The sequence below is a fragment of the Dehalococcoidia bacterium genome (assembly GCA_041649635.1).
In the GTDB taxonomy this organism is placed as follows: domain Bacteria; phylum Chloroflexota; class Dehalococcoidia; order E44-bin15; family E44-bin15; genus JAYEHL01.
On sequence record JBAZMV010000004.1, the window covers coordinates 195229 to 214859 of the forward strand.

The following is a 19631-nucleotide window of genomic DNA, read 5'->3' on the forward strand; positions in this document are numbered from 1 at the left end:
TCATCGTGGCTATCTCCAAAAAACTCAAGAAGCAGATGTCCGAGGGCGGGTGGATCAGGAAGATGTTCGAGGAGGGGATCGCCCTCAAGAAGAAATACGGCGAGGAGAACGTATTCGATTTCTCGCTGGGCAACCCCATCATCGAGCCGCCGCCGCAGTTCCACAAAGAGCTGCGCAGGTGGGCCGATAAGCCCCTCGCAGGAATGCACCGCTACATGCCCAACGCCGGCTACCCGGAGACGCGCGCCTCGGTGGCCAAATATCTCGCCTCGCAGACCGGGCTTCAATTCTCGTCGACCGACGTCATCATGACGTGCGGCGCCGCGGGCGGCCTCAACGTGGCGCTGAAAACCATCGCCGAGGCGGGCGATGAGGTTATCATCTTCGCTCCGTACTTCGTCGAGTACGTTTACTATATCGACAACGTGCAGGGCGTGCCCGTGATCGTTCCCACCGATAGCCGCTTCATTCCCGACCTCAAGGCGCTGGAGAAGAGCATCACGAAGAAAACCAAGGCCGTCATCATTAATTCGCCCAACAACCCCACGGGTGCGGTCTACGGCGGCGAGGTGCTCAAAGGCATCGGCGAGGTGCTGCGCAAGAAGGAAGCGGCGCTCGGCACGGAGATCTATCTCATCAGCGACGATATCTACCGCCGCCTGACGTACGACGGCGCGGACGGCCCGTATGTGTTCCCGTACCATCCGCGGTCGCTGGTGGTCACATCCTACTCCAAGGACCTGGCGCTGCCGGGCGAGCGCATCGGCTATATCGCGGTAAACCCCGCTTGCGACGGGAGGGATGAACTAGTTGGCGGGATGGTGTTCTGCAACCGCGTGCTGGGCTTTGTGAACGCGCCTGCGCTGATGCAGAACGTAGTGCGCGACCTGCAGGAAACCACTGTCGATATCGGCGAATATGTGAAGAAGCGCGATATGCTGTATAACGGCCTGACGAAGATGGGATACTCCATAGTGAAGCCACAGGGCGCGTTCTACATCTTTCCCAAATCTCCGGTTGAGGATGAGATGAAGTTTATCGACGCTCTGCTCAAGCAGAACGTGCTTGTTGTGCCGGGACGCGGCTTCGGCGCACCGGGTTACTTCCGCATTTCCTATTGCGTGGATGACCGCGTTATCGAGGGGGCTCTGCCGCGGTTCAAGAAGGCGGCGGAGGAGTTTGGGTTGGGGTAGTGGGGTGATTGGGTTGCACATTCTATTCTAATAAAGAACGCTGTGATTTAAGCCCATATCTTATAGGCTTGGTGTGTTTTTCCATTATACCCTCATTTACTAATCTCTGAAGCCACTGTTTCGCTTGACTTTTCGATACCTGCAAAGCAGTTGCCAATTGACTATCGGTCATGGGCATTTTCATTTTTATTACCAAGTCCCGTACCTTCGCAAATAGTTCATCGGCAGGTATCAATGGTGATTCTACAGATAGGGAGGTGGGGGGATTATTAACGGGAGATAAAATTTGTGATGCTTCATAGGAATTGGACTCCTCTTGAATTGAAAAACGGAGTTCACTTTGAAGGGAATCATGATTTCTAAAACTCGTCTTAGTCAATAGTAGTTCTGCTAAAGCCTCCGGCGTGTCAGGATTTGGCCAAGGCAATGCTCCCATACTTTGGAGGGCCTCCAGTCCCCGCCCAACTTTTCCATTTGAGCGAACGTAGATGGGGACGAGTCGGCGTTTTTGAAGTTGCTCGATCGCACCAGCCCAAGTACCACCTTGCTTGTACTCTGCACTGACAACAAGCGCGGCATCCGCGAGTGCGTAGATCAGCTTGTTGCGCTGCATAGCATGTCCTACATTGAACCCAGCTATAGGATCATAAGGCGATATTAGCACCAGTTGTCCATCCATCAAGAGGTCCCGGTTTTCGCGATTCAGGGCTGCTTGTTCCAAGCTGTCGGCCAATATCCCCACCACCTTGCCGGTACCTTCCAGAGCGCCGCGCATGGCGGCTTTATCAATTCCGCGGGCTCCTCCCGAGATAAGGGTACGTCTCGCTTTGGCAACAAGCTGTCCGATGCCTTCGGTATATTCGACCAGGGTATCATCTACATATCGTGAACCAACTACAGCTAATCCGCCTGTTTCAAGAATCGTCGCTTCTCCACAGCCGTAAAGAATAGGCGGCGCATCGTCTTTAAGGCGCGTCTTCAATTGCCTCGGATACTCGGCATCGGTGTGGCTCATTACCCATATTGCCCGTGTTTGCCAGTGCTCTATTACTTGGCTCAGGAGGAAACCGCGGTCCAGCAGTCGTTTGAGACGGTTGCTGTCAACAAGATGTTGACATTCTTTTAGCAATTCTTGCGAATCGGGGGTAAGCAGATCAGCCGGCTGCTGTTGCTTTTCTATCAGGAGCCGCTCCAGCCGATTGTATTCGCCCAGTGACAATAAATCGGGGGAAGGTTCACCACGCCCCGCAAGTAGCGGTGCTGTCAATAGCAAGATTGCTTGTGTGTTGGGGAGAATTGAGATCCTCATCTCTCGTGTCCTGTAAGCGCAAGTGCCAGAGGCCACACCTCGCTGCTGCCATGTGAGCGTAGCAACCATGCTGCAACAGTCAATGTCCAGCGCGAATCTACCATGTCATCTATGAGTAATACTGGTCCGTTTGGTAGATGTTCTATGGTGATAGCCAAAGACCCATCAATATTGTGTGCCTGCTGTGTACTGTTTGCCATTGTCTTTTGCTCCGGCCGATCAGCCGTTTTTTTTAGTACTGCCTCGAAGGGTAGACTCAAAGCTACAGCTAGCCGCCGTGCGAATTCTGGTACCAAATCAGGATGTCGAAGAGATGGGATGCTGGTAACCCAGGTAGGCGCGGGTTGTGGATTCCACTCCCGTACCAGACTTACACAGGCCTTTACCAATTCATTCGAAAAATGCCCGTCCCTGTACTTCCCCTGTCGTACCAAGTTACCCCACCCAGCGTCTCCCCAGATGCAAAGCACCTTGCCGGGCTGTGCCTGAATACCGGCGGCAATTCGTCCACTAAGATTATACTGCGGCATCCCGCCCGCTGGCCATTGCTTGCGTGGCTCAATCGGCAAAATAGTTCGGCGAAGAAATGCGACGGCTTCTCGAACTAGTACTGGCTCCGTCGTCGTCGGTAGTGGCGGCAATGATGGTGGGCGGATTGTTCCAAGCTTTCCATCCAATGCCTGAATTAGAAATTTCATATGTCCCGATTTCAAATTCACGTAGTCTTGGATCTGCCGTTGTTCTTCGTGTCGTAGCTCGGTCAACCGCTCCGCTCTTTGCCAAAACTCATCACTAAGGTTGGCTGCCGTCAGTTGCCATTTTGTGCCCTGCTTGGCGATAGGGGCGGGAGATTCCAACGAGAGGAGCTGAATAGTCTTCTCGATCCGGCCCTTGCTGAGATTGATTCTTGCCATAAGCTCTGGAACCGAAAGACCCCGTGGCGCTGCTTCTAATACTTCTAGCATACTACTGACCTCTTCTCTTGTTGGGAAAGCACTATTAATAAAATAGTCGTTGATGTCTGTTTCTTCCTCGCCGCTAAGAAGTACTCCATAAGCTGCGTCTAGTGCCCGGCCTGCTCGTCCGACCTGTTGGTAATATGCTACCACCGAACCGGGGGTTTGGTAATGGATTACGAAGGCCAGATCTGGCTTGTCGAATCCCATTCCCAGTGCCATTGTGGCTACTAGTGCTTTCACTCGGTTATCCAGCAAGGCTTGCTCGAGTTCAGCCCGCCTTTCGCCCGTCTCGCTTGTATAGGAGTTCACGTTCAAGCCACGCGACCGAAGCCATTCTGCTACTTGTACAGCGTCGCGAACTGTAAGGGTATAGATAATTCCGTGGCCTGGAAGGGTAGCCACCTGTGCAGCCAGCCAAGCCAGACGTTCTGATTGATTTGGCAGGCGTATTGTTTGTAGAACGAGCGATGGCCTATTCAGATCGCCACGCGAAACATACAGATTCGGCCCGAGCACCGTTCTTAAATCGTCCATCACACGGTTGTTCGCGGTAGCTGTTGTGGCCAGCAGTCGTAGATTCGCAGGCAATGTGCGCACTATTCGCTCCAACAAGCGATAGTGTGGTCGGAAATCGTGTCCCCAGTCCGAGATGCAATGTGCTTCGTCAATTACAAGCAAGGCGATCTGCCCTGCGATGCCCGCCAGCACTTCGGTGCGAAAGTGCTCGTTTGCCAACCGCTCAGGCGATATCAGCAAGATGTCAATCTCATTGCGTTGAATTGCTGTCTCGACGTTTGTCCACTCGTCCTGATTGTCGGAGTTTATAGTGACCGCTCGTACGCCCATCCGCTCTGCCGCTGCAATCTGGTTGCGCATCAATGCCAGCAACGGCGAAATGAGCAGAGTAGGTCCTGCTCCCCGTTCGCGCAACAGCTTGGTGGCGATGAAGTAGACAAAACTCTTGCCCCAGCCGGTTTTCTGTACCACTAGCAACCGTGTTTCTCGGCCCTCCACTACACGGCGGATAGCTTCTTCTTGGCCTTCCCGAAATTCGGCATCAGGGAGACCTGAACCAAGCTTAAGGAGTTTAATGGCTCTGTTTCTTTCAAATATCACTTACTGTCTCAGTAATACGCTGTGCGGCGTGTATAACGTTGTTTTTGATCTAATACGAGTATGAAAGCATTATATGCCTAGTAGACATTAGAGTCAAATGCCTTGATAAGCAAACGAGTCATAAATATGACTTAAATGGAGACCTAAAACGGAAGATTCTTACTTCCCTGCCAGCTGCGCTTTGAGTATGGCCTCCGCTTTATCGATGTTATCCGGCTTGAAGACCACGGTGGCCTTTGACTCAGCGCCGCGCTCGAAGTAGGCGTAGAAGTATTTGATATTGATACCGGCCGCGGACAGCGGTTTGATGACGCTGTTGAGGAGCCCGCCGGGGACGTCGGGGATGTTATAGGCCAGCAGTGCGTCGGTGCGCGCCGTGAAGCCAGCCTGCTTGAGGGAGGTCAGCCCTTTGTCCGCGTCGTCCACTATCATGCGCACTATGCCGAACTCCGCGGTCTCGCTGACGGAGAGGGCTAATATACTGACCTTGTCCTTTTCCAGGGCTTCGAGGATGGACTGCAGGTGCCCCGGCTGGTTCTCCGCGAATACTGATATCTGCTTTCTTCTCATTTGATTCCTCCACGGGCTTTATTTAATTCTGTCATTCTGAACAATAGGGCGAGGGCACCTCGCCCCTACAACGGGATTTAATGTAGGGGCGTATGGCCATACGCCCGTTGGACACCCCTAAAACCCCGTCCCCGATTCATCGGGGTACCTCTATTTGACCCTGTCATTGCGAGGAGTCCTTGTTAAAAATGACGACGCGGCAATCTCATCGTTCTTCTAGCGGAGTGTAAAAGAGATTGCTTCGCTCCGCTCGCAATGACGATTTATTTTTTAAGCTCACTGCGGTCGAACACGCGCTTGGCCTTGCCCTCGGTGCGGGTGATGGTGCGCGGCTCCACCAGCTTGATGCGCGGCGATATGTTCAGCACGCTCTCCATCTCGGCGCGCAGCTTCTTCTCCAGCGCCTCCATCTTGCCGACCTCGTCGGAGAAGACGTCCTCGGAGACCTCTACCCATATCTCGAGCTCGTCGGACTTGAAGCCTTCCTTGCGGTCGACAACGATCATGTATTGCGGCTCGACGCCCTCGACATCGAGGAGCACGCTCTCTATCTGTGACGGGAATACGTTTATGCCCTTGATTATCAGCATGTCGTCGCTGCGGCCCATGATCCGCGACATCCTCGCCATCGTCCTTCCGCACTTGCAGGTTTCCGTGTTCAGGCTGACCAGGTCCCTGGTGCGGAAGCGGATAACGGGCTGGGCCTCCTTGGTCAGCGTCGTTATCACCAGCTCGCCCATCTGGCCGGGAGGCATGTGCTCCCCCGTCTGCGGGTTGATGACCTCGGCCAGGAAGTGATCTTCCCAAATATGCATGCCGCACTTGTGCTCGCATTCCACCGATACGCCGGGCCCGATGACCTCGGTCAGGCCGTAGATGTTTATCGCGGAGATGCCCAGTTTCGTCTCGATCTCGTTGCGCAACTGCTCCGACCAGGGCTCGGCGCCGCACACGCCCAGGCGCAGCTTGGTTTCCTTGAAATCGAAGCCCATCTCCTTTGCCGTTTCATACAGGATTATTGCGTAAGAAGGAGTGCATGTTATTACGGTGGTTCCCAGGTCTTGTATCATCATCAGCTGTCGCTTGGTGTTTCCGGTACTTGACGGGATCACCATCGCGCCGAGGCGCTCGCCGCCGTAGTGGAAGCCAAGACCGCCGGTGAACAGGCCGTAGCCGTAGGCGTTCTGCATGACGTCGTCCTTGTGCATGCCGGCGGATGCCAGCGTGCGGGCCATGACCCCGGCCCACATATCAACGTCGCCCTGGGTATACGGCGCGATTATAGGCTTGCCCGTCGTGCCGCTCGATGAGTGGATGCGCACCACCTTTTCCATCGGGACTGCCGTCAGGCCGAAGGGATAGTTATCGCGGAAGTCCAGCTTGCTGGTGAAAGGCAGCTTCGTGATATCGGCCAGCGTCTTAATATCGTCGGGCGCTACGCCTTTATCCTTGAAGGCCTTTCGGTAGAACGGAACCTTCTCGTAGACCTCTTTCGCCTTAGTCTTTAGCCGGTCGAGCTGAAGCTTCTCCATCTCCGACCTTGGCATGGTCTCGATCTTTTCATCGCGCATCATTGCTTGTGCTCCTTTGCCTGTATAGCAGCTTCGGCCTCCGCTCTGGCCTTGAGGAAAGCTTCTATACTGGATTTCATGAATTTCTCCGGCAGCCTGCTCTTCATCGTCTCGGTCCATGCCGCGGCGGGCAGTTCAAGGAATGCCGAGAGGAAGCCGAGCATGGCCATGTTGACCGCGCGGGGGTTATTCACCTCGCCGGCTATCCTGTCGGCAGGCACCAGATAAATATTTTCGCAATATTGCGAAAGGATATTCTTTATCGTATCCCATTTGGGATAGGGTGTGTCGCCGGTGACGGCCGAAACCGGGGTCACGGTCGAATCGGCGACGATGGCGGCTCCCTTAGGGCTGAGATAGGAGGCCCAGCGCGCCGCCTCGATCTGCTCGAAGGCCAGCAGGTAGTCTACCCCGCCCTTCTTTATCATGGGCGAGTAAACTTTTTTGCCCCAGCGCACGTGGCTCACCACGCTGCCGCCGCGCTGCGCCATGCCCAGCGAGTCCGTCTTCTTCACATCGTATCCGTTGACCATGCCGATCTCGGCCATACCGTCGCTGGCAAGTATCACGCCGTAGCCCCCGACGCCTACCATGAGGACATTTATATCTTTCATCGCTTAGCCTCCGCGATGGCGTCGTTGGGGCATACCTGGGTGCAGACGCCGCAGCCGTTGCAGAAGCCGGGGTCGATGCAGGCCAGTCCGTCGGACACCGTTATCGCCGGGCAGCCGAGCTTCAGGCAATCAAGGCAGCCGCTGCAAACGTCGGAGTCCACCGCGAGCGGCGCGCCCTTCTTTTTCGTCGCCAGCGGGCACGCGCCGCGCACGATTATCACCGACGGAGCGTTATTTGCCGTGCATCGTTTTATCGTCGTCTCTATGGCCTTCATGTCGAAGGCGTCGACCACGTTGACGTCCTTGATGCCGATTCCCTTCACCAGAGATTCGATATCTACCGCCGTCGTCTTTTCTCCCTTGGCGGATATCCCGGTGCCTGGATGTCCCTGATGCCCGGTCATGGCCGTCGTATTGTTATCGAGTATGATCACAGTCGTCGTTCCCTGGTTATAAACAACGTCGATGAGCCCGGTGATGCCGGAGTGCATGAACGTCGAATCTCCGATCACGGCCACGACCTTGTTCGAGACTCCGGCCTTCTCCAGCCCCAGCGCCTGCCCGATGCTGGCCCCCATGCATGCGCACGTGTCCAGCGCGGCCAGCGGCGGGTACACGCCCAGCGTGTAGCACCCGATGTCGCTGGTGACTATGATGTCGTTCCTGGACAGCTCGATCCCCGATCCCTGGGTGCGCACCCCTAGTTGGCGCAAGGCGTACTCGGTGGCCACGTGGGGGCAGCCGGCGCACAGCTGCGGGCGGCGGGCGGGGAGTTTGACCGGTTGAGGTTCGGCTTTTTCGACGGTAGTCGTCGACTTCAGAATTCCGGCTTTAACAGCACCTGCCTCGACAACCTCCGGGTTCAGCTCGCCGATCACGGGTATGAAGCTCTTGCCCTCGACCGCTATGCCGAGCCGGCGCACCTCGTTCTCTATATAAGGGTCGATCTCCTCGACCACGATTAACTTCTCCACTTCCGCGGCGAACTTCCTGATCAGGTTCACCGGCAGCGGGTATAACGTCGTCAGCTTCAAATGCGAGGCGTCCTTGAAGACCTCGCGCGCGTACTGATATGCCACCCCGTTCGATATCACGCCGAGCTTCTTGTCGCCCGGTATGATCTCGTTGAAGGGGAACTGCTCCACGTAGTCCTGCAGTTTGGCGATGCGTTCCTCCATGGCCACGCGCCTGACGCGGGCGTTGGAGGGCACCATGACGAACTTCTCCGGCCAGCGCTTGAATGCGGCCTTGTTCAGGTCGGCTTTTCGTTCTCCGGTGACGTCGACGACCGCTTTGCAGTGCGAGATGCGCGTCGTTGAGCGGAACAGCACCGGCGTGTCGAACTGCTCGCTGATGTCGAAGGCGATACCCATGAGGTCGTAGGCCTCCTGGCTGTTCGTGGGCTCGATCATGGGCACCTTGGCGAAACGCGCGAAGTGGCGGTTGTCCTGCTCGCCCTGGGAGCTGTGCTCGCCCGGGTCGTCGCAGGAGATGACTACGAGCCCGCCGACGACGCCCGTGGTCGAGGCGGCGAAGAACGGGTCGGCGGCCACGTTCAAACCGACGTGCTTCATCGATACCAGAGTGCGCACCCCGGCGTAGGATGCCCCCATGCCCACCTCAAGCGCCACCTTCTCGTTTATAGCCCACTCGGCGTAAACGCCGTCCATCTTGGCTATGTTCTCCAGTATCTCGGTGCTGGGGGTGCCGGGGTAGGCCGTGGCCACCGCCATGCCGGCGTGGTATGCGCCGAGGGCTATAGCTTCGTTTCCCGATAATAATTGTTTCATGTTATATTGCGACCGTTCTATATTGTATCACTTTGATATCAGAATAGGGCAACCACGGGGGGATTGCCCCTACAAATTTACGCTACGCTCTTGCCCAGATATGCCTGCCGCACCCTGTCGTTGCCGAGCAATTCCTTGGCAGTCCCCTCGATGGTGATAGAGCCCCTCTCCATCACATACCCTCTGTCGGCTATCTTGAGCGCCGCGTTGGCGTCCTGCTCCACGAGCAGTATAGTCAGCCCCTCATCCCTGAGCCTGACGATCAGCTTGAGTATATCGCGCACCAGATTCGGGGCAAGGCCGAGGGACGGCTCATCGAGAATTATCATCCTGGGCGACGACATCAGGGCGCGGCCGATGGCCAGCATCTGCTGTTCGCCGCCGCTCAGGCTCCCCGCCTTCTGCTTGAGGCGTTCTTTGAGTATGGGAAACATCTTGTACACCGATTCCAGATTATCCTGGACCTCCTGACGCCGCATGAACCACCCGACGTACCCCAGGTTGCCGAAGCGCCTCCTCGAGCATTGCACGTAAGCGCCCATGGTCAGGTTATCCTTTACGGACATGGCGCTGAAGATGTGCCGGCCCTCGGGAATATATGCCAGGCCGAGATTCACTATTTTGTGGGAAGGCATCCGGGATATCTTTTTTTCGTCGAGCCGTATATCGCCGCTTTTGAGCGGAACGACGCCGGATATTGCGTTCAAGAGGCTGGTCTTGCCCGCGCCGTTGGACCCGATTATGGTCACGATCTCGCCGTCATGCACCGTCAGAGAAACCTCTCGGACCGCGGTGACCTGCCCATAGGCGACCGATGCGTTGTCAATCCTCAGCATCGTCAGTCTCCTCGCCGAGATAGGCGGCGATCACCTTTTTATCCTTCTGCACCTGGGCTGCGGTGCCCTCGGCTATCTTCATGCCGCTGTCCAGCACGATAATCCATTCCGCTATGCCCATGACAAGCGGCATATCGTGTTCCACCAGCACCACCGTTATTCCCATATCTCGAATACGCCTGATGAGTTCGCTAAGCTCACGTTTCTCCAACGCGTTGAGTCCGGCGCCGGGCTCGTCCAGCAGTATCAGCTTCGGTTCAGTGGCCAGCGCCCGGGCTATGGCCAGCAGCTTCTGCTGGCCCAGCGGCAGGCTCAAGGACTTTTGATCGGCGTGTTTCCCCAATCCCACCATATTGAGGTATTTCATGGCGTTGAGGTTGATCATCTCTTCTTCATGACGGGCTTTCGGCAGCCGCAGCGCCGCGGCGAAGAACCCGTACTTGCTGCGGGGGTGTTGTCCGGTCATTATGTTTTCCAGCACGGTCATATTGCCGAAGAGGTTGACGTGCTGGAAGGTGCGCGCGATGCCCAGCGCCGTTCTTTTATGTGCCGGGGCGTGGTGATGCAGCCTATTCTTGAAGAGCTTGTGCTGTTTCATCTGCGGCGGGACGGCTTTTGCGTACCAGGGGGCGTATCTTAGCGAATTGCCGTTGAATATAATATCGCCAGACGTCGGGCGGTATACGCCGGCGATAAGATTAAATAGTGAGGTTTTCCCCGCGCCGTTGGGGCCTATTATCGCGGTTATCCTGCCCGTCTCTATCGCGATATCGACATTATCGACGGCGACCAAGCCTCCGAAGGCCTTGATCAGGTTTTTGGTCTCAAGTATCGGCCCGCTCATGGCTCGGTCTTTCTCCATAATCGCGCAAGAGGCAATCGGCTGAGGAAGTATTTAACTTGTTCGGGGAAGTCTTTCTTCATCCTCTTCATTATGGCGGGCAGGTCGCGCCAGTTGATTTTCAGCCACATTGTGCCGGACTTGATGGCTACAAAGAGCCCTTCCGGCATCAGTATCATTACCAGCATCAATATCAGGCCGTAGATTATGATGTCCAACTGAGGGAACTTGTTAAAGCCAAGCAAGACTTCATCGCTCAGGAATCGTGTTGTTCCGGCGCCGAAGATGGCGCCCCATATACTGGCCAACCCTCCGATGACCGCCATGACGACGAGCTTCACTGAGGCCAGGAAGTCGAACGACTGCGGGCTTACATGCCTGAGGTGATGCGCGAAGAGACTGCCGGCAAGGGAGGCGTAGACTGCACTTAGCACAAAAATCTTGACTTTAAACTGGGTCACATTTATGCCCAGCGACTCGGCAGCGGCCTCGTTGCCGTGGATTGCCCGCAATGCTCTGCCGGTGCGTGACCTGACGATATTCTGGGAGAGAAAAAGAATGGCAAGACAGAAGAACCAGACGAGAAAATAACGCTTGAAGCTGGTGTCAAAAGAGAATCCGCCGATGGATAGATAGGGAATACCGGACATGCCGTCGGGGCCGCCGGTGAATTGAACCATCTGGTTGAAAAGGGTCCACATGATAAGGCCTATGCCCAGTGTGGCCATCGCCAGGTAGTTGCCGCGCAGCCTGAAGATGGGATAGCCTATTATGTAGGCAAATGTGCCGGTAGCTATGGCGGCTATTACCATAGCAAGCCAGGGATTCAGGCCGTGGGTCTTGCTAAGAACGGCCGAGAAATAAGCGCCCAGGCCATAAAAAGCAGCCTGGCCCAGTGATACCTGTCCCGTGTAACCCATGAGCATGCACAGTCCCACCGTGATCATGGTGCTGATGCCGACGAATATCATTATGCTGGTGTACTGGCCGAGGAACCATTTGAAGGGAACCAGCGCAAGAAATATTATCAGCGCAGCAACCGCGAGCCAGCTCCATTTTTTCTTTGCCCAGGCCAGTATCATGCCGCCCTCTCCGCTGCCGCCAGTTTCCCCGACCGTATCAGCAGTATCAGTAGCAGTACTACCAGCGCGATAACGTCTTTATAGGCAGAGGTGAACGGGCCCCAGTTAAAGCCGACGGCCAGGCTCTCGATGATGCCCAGCATTATGCCGCCGATAACTGTGGCGATCGGGCTCATGAATCCGCCTACGGCTGCGGCGACGAAGCCTTTAAGCCCCAGCATGACGCCCATGCCATAGCTGGCCATCGCCATTGGGGCTATCACTACTCCGCCGATGCCGCCTATGGCTGCGGCGATTATGAAGGCGATAAGCGCCATGGCTTTAGTATTGATGCCGACCAGGCTGGCAGCCTCAGGATTAACGGCGCAGGCCCGCAGCGCTTTCCCAACCATGGTGTGTGAAAGGAACAAATACAGCAGTATTGTTACCAGGAAGGTAATTCCGATTATCCAGAGTGCCTGTGGTTCTATGTAAGCGCCGAGGAATGAAATCGATCCGCGGCCAGTAAAAGGAGTGGGGCTAACGGCATTCACGCCGAACTGGTTGCCTGCGATACCCCTTATGAAGATCGCTGCCCCGATCGTGATGATAATAAGGCTTATTACAGATGCCCGCCGCGCCGTTCGTATCGCCAGGATATACATGAGGGCGCCGACGCCAGCCGCTATCAGTATCGCGATTATTAAGGCTAAGGGGACAGGTAGACCTGCTTCAACGGCCAGTACATATGATAGCATGCCGCCCAGCATGACAAACTCGCCCTGGGCGAAATTGATAATCTGTGTGACGGAATAGATAATGGTAAAACCAAGCCCTATCAGGGCGTAGATACTGCCCTGTGTCAGGCCGGACATGAGATATTGAACAAACTGATCAGCAGACATTTAAAAAGTTCCCAAAGCCACGCGGCAATAAAAAAGGGGGAAAGCTCAGCTTCCCCCCTCATAATATCAATAGTCTAGAGCACAGTCAATTTCTTACTGAGACACCGTCCATGTCCCATCGACTATCTCAATCAGTGCCAGTGAGCCCGGCTGCATGCCGAGGTGATCGGTCGCGGACATGGTGAAAATGCCGCTTATGCCGACGAAGTTCGATATCTGTTCAAGGTTGTCTCTGATGGCAGCTCTGGCATCGGCGAGGCTTAAGTCCTCATCCAAGTCCTCCAGAGCTTCAACTACCAGATACAGTGAATCGTAGGCGTGACCGCCGAAGGTGCTGATGCTTTCACCGGGATACTCAGCCAGGTACTCATCCCTGTACTCAGTGAGGACATCCTTCTGCGGGTCGCTTGCCGGAACCTCGTCTACAACGAGTAGCTTGCCGGCAGGGAAGATAACGCCGTTTGCGGCGTCTCCCGCTGCATCGATGAAGTCCTGGTTGGCGATTCCATGGCTGCAGAAGAGCGGTATTGTGAACTGAAGTGTCTGCATGTCTTTTGCCACTACGGCTGAGGCCTTGTCCGTATCCCAGCATATAACCGCCTCTGCGTCCGTACCCTTTATATGGGTGAGCTGGGATATCATGCTGGTGTCGTCCGATCCGAACGTCTGGTTGTCCACAAGCGTAATGCCATAGGTGGCTGCTTCAGATTCGAGGTATGTTTTGCCGCCCTGTCCGAATCCCGAGGTTGAAGTTATGATGGCGACCTTAGTGACGCCGATGCTCTGAAGATATACGTAAATTTCGGTGACTACCTGTTTGTCCGTTTGCGGGGTCTTGAATACCCAGTATCTTTCCGACACCGGCGATGTGATGCTGGCGCCTGCTGCGCAGGATACTAGAGGTATCTGAGCAGTGGTTACAATATCAATGATGGCCATGCTGTTTCCGGTGCCGGTCGGGCCGATGATGGCCAGCACTTCGTCCTCTTCGATAAGTTTAGTGGCCAGCGTGGCGCACTTGGTGGAATCGGTCTCGTCGTTGTAGATGATTACTTCAAGCGGATGCCCGTTTATACCGCCGGCATCGTTGATTTTATCAACGAGCATCTCAACGGTATACTCCTCAGGGACTCCCAGGTTGGACTGGGCGCCCGTAGTGGAGAACAGCGCGCCGATCTTATAGGCTTCTTGATCCTCATCAGTCCCGCCGCCGCAGCCGATAGCACACGTTGCAACCAGTGCTAACGCCATGACGACGAATAAGGATAATTTCAGATAATTTCGCATTTGACCTCGCTCCTTCTAATAAAATTTGCAGGCTTTGGCCTGCTTTAGAGCGCATTGAGGTGTCGCCGATTTTCCGCGCCCACAGGTAGAGAGTATAGCACAGAAGAAAATACGATGCAACGGCGCGGGTTTACGATGAGTATAGCGGCCTTTTTTATTGTCGCTCAGCTTCCAGGTCGAGCAGTTTCCTTTTGAGGCGAAGCCCGGCGCTGAAGCCGGTCAGCCCGCCGTCTGCGCCGATGACACGGTGGCAGGGCACGACGATTGGAAACGGGTTGCACTTCAGCGCCTGTCCCACGGCGCGAGCGGCTTTCGGCTTGCCGATGCGTTGTGCTATCCATGCGTAAGTTCGTGTCTCGCCGTACGGGATGGCGCGTGTCGCTTCCCACACCGCTCGCTGGAACGGTGTCGTATCGTCGAGGTCGAGCTTATCATTGAATATGATTCGCGCGCCGCGCGCGTACAGTTCCAGGCGTTGCGGCAGGTCGCTGAAGCTCTTGGCCGATTCGATAGCATTTGGGAATTGCCGTGCCGCGCTTTCTATCGCTGCTCGTCGGGATGCGTGAATCGAGATGCAGAGCAATCCTTTTTCGGAACCGACGACCAGTATCTGTCCGAGGGAAGTATCGACGATAGTGTAGATAATAGCGTTGGTGTTCATCACATCAATTATAACGCTTTCGAATTCTTTGAGATGTGCGTCCAGGTCGTGTCCGGTTTACTATTTTATGGCTGGTGATTCCTCTCTTTTCCATAACTACTCTATGTTAGTCTATAATTGCTGAGAATATCGGCTATATCGACAGTACATAACCTGATGTCGCGCAGGCGGAGCATGGCTGGCGGTACCTGGATGACGCGTCGAACGACAGTATATGGCGGTCGAATATCAACGCCGTTCTCGATGGTGACCCCGATTTGTGCGATGAGGTATCGGCAACTTCATCTTCCGCGGGCAGCGGTGTAAGGAGTATCGCGCCGATTGACTGAACGTCGTTCCTTAATTGTCGAATTTGTTAATTTATATGTAGGGGCACAGCATGCTGTGCCCCTACGTTTGTATCGGGTGTTAATAATGGTAGACCGTTATTTTTTATTCTTCTTGTAGTAGGGCGATTGCCGCAGCACGTACCACATGGCGATGGGGCGCACCAGCGGCACGATAAACCTTATCGGCCCCATCATCTTGGGCAGTTCTTTCAGGAATACCGGGAAGGGATGCTGCTGGTAGTTCAGCAGTTTCTGGCTTTCCGTTGTATCGAGCCAATCCGTGTAGGAGGCGTCTGAACCGAATGCTTCCTCCGGCAGGGTGCCTACGCCCATTGCCCCCATCATACCGCCGATGAAGTCGCCGTAGTATATCTGGCTTTCCTTTCCGCCGCCGATGAGGAGTGTCTTACCCCACACATCGTTCGAGGCCGCCGCGTTGGCCAGCGCCAGCCCGGCGTCTTCAGGGGCGAGGAACTCTATGCGCGTCTTGAAGGGAAAGGCGAACATCTTCGGTGTCACGCCGGCTATCGATATTGGCGGCACTACGGCGAAGCGCATGACGCACCAGTCGAGTCCCGATTCGGCGCAGAGCTTCTCGCACTCGATCTTGTGCTGCGTGTAATTGTCCGTCGCTTCCACGGGATCGGTCGCTTTCCGGGGCGGCTCCAGGTGCTGGGTGTTGCCAAAAACCGTGAATGATGAGGAGAATATTATCTTCGCTTTCGGCGAGACTTTCTTCATCGCCACTATGAGTCTCTGCGTCCCGCCCACGTTGATATCACGTGCCATTTCGGGCTTGGTGTCGGTCAGCGGGGGCAGGAGAAAAGCCAGGTGAATGACAACGTCGATGTCTTTAACGGCGGCGGCCAGGTCGTCGTCTTTCCTTATATCGCCCCAGAAGATTTCGACCTTGTCACGCAGCTTGCCGGCCTTTTTCTCGTTGTTTCCAGTCCTTACGTCGAAGCATCTTACCTGGTGGCCCTGTTCCAGCAGCCTCCTGGTAGCATTGCCGCCGAGATTGCCTAACGCGCCGGTGATAAGTACTTTCATCTTCAGCTCCTTTATCGTTTTAGGCGATATAATAAACTAAACAGTCTTTTTCTGCGATTTGTAATACGGAGATTTGCTCAGCACAAACTTCCTGATGAGCGGTCTGAGCATCTTAGACATTTGATACTTGTATCCCAGCGCCGAGGGCATTTCCGCGACGTACTGCTGAAAGGGAAAACGCTGGTATTTCAGCAGGCGCTGGCTTTCTTCGGTATCCATCCAGTCGGTGTAGAAAGGCTTGTTGGTGAAGGCCTCGTCGGGGGGCATCCCGATGCCGGCGCCGTCCATTAGCCCTGTGAGGTATTCCTTGTAAAGGAACTGTCCTTTCGGGCCGCCGCCGATAAGTAGTATCTTACCGAACGCTTCGTTGCAGTTCACGGCGTTGGCCACCGCCAGCCCGACATCTCTCGGGTGTACATACTCGATGCGGGTATTAAGCGGAACGTCGAACATCATCGGATCGACCTGTCCCATCAGCGGCACGGCTCCGAACCTCAGGATAGCCCACTGAAGGCCGGACTCCCGCACCATACGCTCACACTCCGCTTTGTGGTGTGTGTAGTTGTCGGTGGGGCATACCGGGTCGTCCCAGCGCCGCGGCGGTTTCATGTCATAGCACGGGCCGTAGACGCTGATCGATGATGAGAATATCAGCTTGGGCGGCGAGGAGAGAGCTTTTATCGCGTTGAGCAGATTCTGGGTGCCGCCCACGTTTATCTCTTTGGCCCAGTCGGGGTTCTTCTCGCTCGTGGGGGGGATGATATATGCCAGATGAACCACTACGTCGTGGTCCTTGACGGCGTTAGCGACATCGTCCGGACGGCGCAGGTCGCCCCAGACGATATTGACCTTGTCCTGAAAGCGCTTCGCCGCTTTGGCATTGGCCTTGGTCTTGATATCGAAGCAGGTTACTTGATGTCCCTGTTCGATTAATGATTCCAGCGTGTTTGAGCCGACATTTCCGAATGCGCCCGTAAGCAGTACTTTCATTATCTCACCCCTTCTGTTGTTTTTCCAGGAAAGCCTTGTAGTACGGCGACTGGTCCAGTATAGCCTTCCTTATCGTCTCCCGCTGCGATATTATATCACCCCTCTTGGCCCCAAGTGCGGCGATCCGGTATTTTATCCAGTCTTCCATGGTGTGCTGCTGATATTTGAGGAGTCGCTGGCTCTCGCCGGTATCCAGCCAATCGGTGTAGGAGGCATCTTTACCGAAGGCTTCCTTAGGCAGAGCATCTAGGCCGATGATCTCCATCTGACCGCTTATGAAATCGCCGTAGCATATCTGGCATTCTTTCCCGCCGCCGATTAGCAATATTTTGCCCCATATGTCTTTGGAACTTACGGCATTGGCCATAGCTGTGCCGGCATCCCTGGGGTCGAGAAACTCTGTTCGAGTCTCGAAGGGGAAGGCGAACATCTTTGAGGTTATGCTGGCTGCAGATGTAGGCGGCACAAGGCTGAAGCGCATAACGCACCAGTCGAGTCCGGATCCGGCGCACAGTTTCTCGCATTCAATCTTATGAAGTGTGTAGTTATCGGTGGCCTCCACGGGATCGGACACCTTCCTTGGCGGTTCAAGGTGTTGCGTGTTACCGAAGACGGTGAATGAAGAGGAGAAAATTATCTTGGAATTCGGCGAGACTTTTTTCATGGCTTCGATGAGCCTTTGTGTCCCGCCCACGTTGATGTCCCATGCCAGTTCCGCCTGCTCGTCGGTCACCGGCGGCAGAACAAACGCGAGGTGGATGACAACATCTGTGTCTTTCACTGCATCGACGAGTTCGCTACTATTCCTAATGTCTCCCCATAAAACTTCAACCTTATCAACTATTCTGCCGGCCTTTTTTTCATTGGCGACGGTATTAACATCGAAGCATCGCAACTGATGGCCCTGCTCCAGCAGTGCACTGGTAGCGTTGGTTCCGAGATTGCCGAATGCGCCGGTTATCAGCACTTTCATAAAACTATTTCTTTTCTTGGCTCTCAAGGAATGCCTTGTAGTACGGCGACTGGTCCAGCAGTTCCTGACGCAGCTTGGCCTGACTGGCCATAAGCTCGTCCGTTTTCGGGCCGAGCCAATCTAACCTGTCCTTGATGAAATCATCGAATGTGCGGTGCTGGTAATTAAGCAATGCCTGGCTCTCGTTGGTATCGATCCAGTCCGGGGTAGCCGGCAGGTTGCCGAAGGCCTCCTCCGGGAATTGGCCGATGCCCATCGCATCCAGGGAGCGTTGTATGTAATCGCGGTAACGGAACTGGTTTCTGGAGCCTCCGCCGATGAGCAGGATTTTGCCCCAAACCTTCTCCGACTTGACTGCGTTGGCGACGGCCAGGCCGGCATCCTTGGTATGAATGAATTCCATTCGGGAATCAAGCGCGATATAAAACAGCATTGGGTTGGGCGTAAACTGTATGCTGGCCACGTTGGCGAAACGCATGATGCACCAGTCGAGGCCGGATTCCTGCACCAGTTTCTCGCACTCAACCTTGGTGCGGGTGTAGTTGTTCGTGGGATTCACCGGATCGGTTACCCTGACCGGGGGCTCCCTGTCCTGAGTATAACCGAATACCGTGGTGGATGAAGCCAGGATTATCTTGGGTTGCGGCGACAGCTTCTTCGCCTCGTTGACAACGTTCTGTGTTCCGCCTACGTTCACCTCACGCGCGAGATCCGGATTGACCTCGCTGGCGATGGGGATTATAGCCGCCAGGTGCGCGACGACGTCTTGACCCTTTACCGCGGCCGCAACGTCGTCCGCGTTGCGTATATCGCCCCAGCACAAATCTGCCTTGCCCTCGAATTCCCTGGATTTTGCTTCACTCGCCTCAGTTTTAACATCGAAGCACCTCACTTTCTGGCCCTGTTCCAGAAGGCTTCTTACAACGTTGGTGCCTATGTTGCCGAATGCGCCGGTGACTAATACTTTCATTTAAGTTCTCCTGTCTCTCCCGTATCTTATTTTTGCATAGAGGAGGGTGCATGTAAGTACGGCCGCTATCGCGTTCCATACGATTATCGGAATGTCCTTAAGAAAAACGCCGTAGCAAAGCCAAAGCAGAATGCCGGCAAACAGCATGGTATTAAATACAATGCTTATGTCGTGGGCGCTCCTGGTTCTAAATACACGAACGAGTTGTGGGACGAAGCTGAAAGTTGTCAACGCTCCCGCGATATAACCTAACCAGACCAAAACCTCTCCTTGATAGAATTCATCAATTATATCACCAGGCGGTGGCGAAGTCCCTGCTCCTATTTACGCACTTACTAATAAACATCTGCTCCGCGCACAACATATCTACCAGCGCATCAAGCAGCCTGATATGAATCTAATTTACTGTCATGCGGGCCACAAATTTAACGGGACGATTTTGCTTTAATTGCGAGTAAACTTTACGCCAAGCGTCAATTGTTGTCAACCGCATTTATAGAGAAGGAGAAGAAATGAACGATTTCGCGGGGGAGCAAGCTATTTTTATGATGGAACAAAACAGGGTTGATTCACGAATCGCCTTTGTGGAAACAAACGCAATCGTGC

General features: G+C 54.8%; 18 protein-coding genes. 1 reads left to right on the plus strand and 17 read right to left on the minus strand.

The features are described 5' to 3' along the window. Positions 1–5 precede the first annotated feature (5 nt). A complete protein-coding gene (locus WC562_07480) occupies positions 6–1193 on the plus strand; it encodes a pyridoxal phosphate-dependent aminotransferase (protein ID MFA5055992.1) in 1188 nt (395 codons plus the stop codon). A 22-nt stretch (positions 1194–1215) separates the two neighbouring features. Here WC562_07480 and WC562_07485 read toward each other — a convergent pair whose 3' ends face one another. The 17 genes from WC562_07485 to WC562_07565 form a co-directional block, all read right to left on the minus strand. After that, positions 1216–2502 carry a DNA-processing protein DprA gene (locus WC562_07485; GenBank protein MFA5055993.1) on the minus strand — a complete coding sequence of 429 codons (1287 nt, stop codon included), beginning with the start codon at positions 2500–2502 and terminating at the stop codon, positions 1216–1218. Then, positions 2499–4577: a RecQ family ATP-dependent DNA helicase gene (locus WC562_07490; GenBank protein MFA5055994.1), complete on the minus strand. Its 2079-nt coding sequence runs from the start codon at positions 4575–4577 to the stop codon at positions 2499–2501. Before WC562_07490 ends, WC562_07485 begins: the two co-directional genes overlap by 4 nt. A gap of 159 nt (positions 4578–4736) precedes the next feature. Beyond that, positions 4737–5147, minus strand: a complete 411-nt coding sequence (locus tag WC562_07495) for an amino acid-binding protein (GenBank protein MFA5055995.1) — start codon at positions 5145–5147, stop codon at positions 4737–4739. Positions 5148–5410: 263 nt separating this feature from the next. Next, entirely contained in the window at positions 5411–6721 is a 1311-nt protein-coding gene (locus WC562_07500) for a phenylacetate--CoA ligase (protein MFA5055996.1), read from the minus strand. After that, the gene (locus tag WC562_07505; protein ID MFA5055997.1) at positions 6718–7332 is read right to left on the minus strand and encodes an indolepyruvate oxidoreductase subunit beta; all 615 of its coding nucleotides are present in this window, start codon (positions 7330–7332) and stop codon (positions 6718–6720) included. The genes WC562_07500 and WC562_07505 overlap by 4 nt, the downstream gene beginning before the upstream one ends. Continuing rightward, positions 7329–9122, minus strand: a complete 1794-nt coding sequence (gene iorA, locus WC562_07510; GenBank protein ID MFA5055998.1) for an indolepyruvate ferredoxin oxidoreductase subunit alpha — start codon at positions 9120–9122, stop codon at positions 7329–7331. The genes WC562_07505 and iorA overlap by 4 nt, the downstream gene beginning before the upstream one ends. 77 nt (positions 9123–9199) lie before the next feature. Beyond that, the gene (locus WC562_07515; protein MFA5055999.1) at positions 9200–9958 is read right to left on the minus strand and encodes an ABC transporter ATP-binding protein; all 759 of its coding nucleotides are present in this window, start codon (positions 9956–9958) and stop codon (positions 9200–9202) included. Next, the gene (locus WC562_07520; protein MFA5056000.1) at positions 9945–10802 is read right to left on the minus strand and encodes an ABC transporter ATP-binding protein; all 858 of its coding nucleotides are present in this window, start codon (positions 10800–10802) and stop codon (positions 9945–9947) included. Before WC562_07520 ends, WC562_07515 begins: the two co-directional genes overlap by 14 nt. Then, a complete protein-coding gene (locus WC562_07525; GenBank protein MFA5056001.1) occupies positions 10799–11881 on the minus strand; it encodes a branched-chain amino acid ABC transporter permease in 1083 nt (360 codons plus the stop codon). Before WC562_07525 ends, WC562_07520 begins: the two co-directional genes overlap by 4 nt. Continuing rightward, positions 11878–12765: a branched-chain amino acid ABC transporter permease gene (locus tag WC562_07530; protein ID MFA5056002.1), complete on the minus strand. Its 888-nt coding sequence runs from the start codon at positions 12763–12765 to the stop codon at positions 11878–11880. The genes WC562_07525 and WC562_07530 overlap by 4 nt, the downstream gene beginning before the upstream one ends. 93 nt (positions 12766–12858) lie before the next feature. After that, complete coding sequence (locus WC562_07535) at positions 12859–14052, minus strand: ABC transporter substrate-binding protein (protein MFA5056003.1); 1194 nt, start codon at positions 14050–14052, stop codon at positions 12859–12861. A 154-nt stretch (positions 14053–14206) separates the two neighbouring features. After that, positions 14207–14713 (minus strand): methylated-DNA--[protein]-cysteine S-methyltransferase, encoded by a 507-nt coding sequence (locus tag WC562_07540; protein MFA5056004.1) that lies wholly within the window; start codon positions 14711–14713, stop codon positions 14207–14209. A gap of 425 nt (positions 14714–15138) precedes the next feature. Then, a complete protein-coding gene (locus WC562_07545; GenBank protein MFA5056005.1) occupies positions 15139–16092 on the minus strand; it encodes an NAD(P)-dependent oxidoreductase in 954 nt (317 codons plus the stop codon). Positions 16093–16128: 36 nt separating this feature from the next. Then, complete coding sequence (locus WC562_07550) at positions 16129–17082, minus strand: NAD(P)-dependent oxidoreductase (protein MFA5056006.1); 954 nt, start codon at positions 17080–17082, stop codon at positions 16129–16131. Positions 17083–17086: 4 nt separating this feature from the next. Further along, complete coding sequence (locus tag WC562_07555) at positions 17087–18055, minus strand: NAD(P)-dependent oxidoreductase (GenBank protein MFA5056007.1); 969 nt, start codon at positions 18053–18055, stop codon at positions 17087–17089. Positions 18056–18059: 4 nt separating this feature from the next. Beyond that, positions 18060–19025: an NAD(P)-dependent oxidoreductase gene (locus WC562_07560; GenBank protein ID MFA5056008.1), complete on the minus strand. Its 966-nt coding sequence runs from the start codon at positions 19023–19025 to the stop codon at positions 18060–18062. Continuing rightward, positions 19026–19286, minus strand: coding sequence for a SemiSWEET transporter (locus tag WC562_07565; protein ID MFA5056009.1), 261 nt, complete (start codon positions 19284–19286; stop codon positions 19026–19028). It lies immediately after the preceding gene. Positions 19287–19631: the final 345 nt, after the last annotated feature.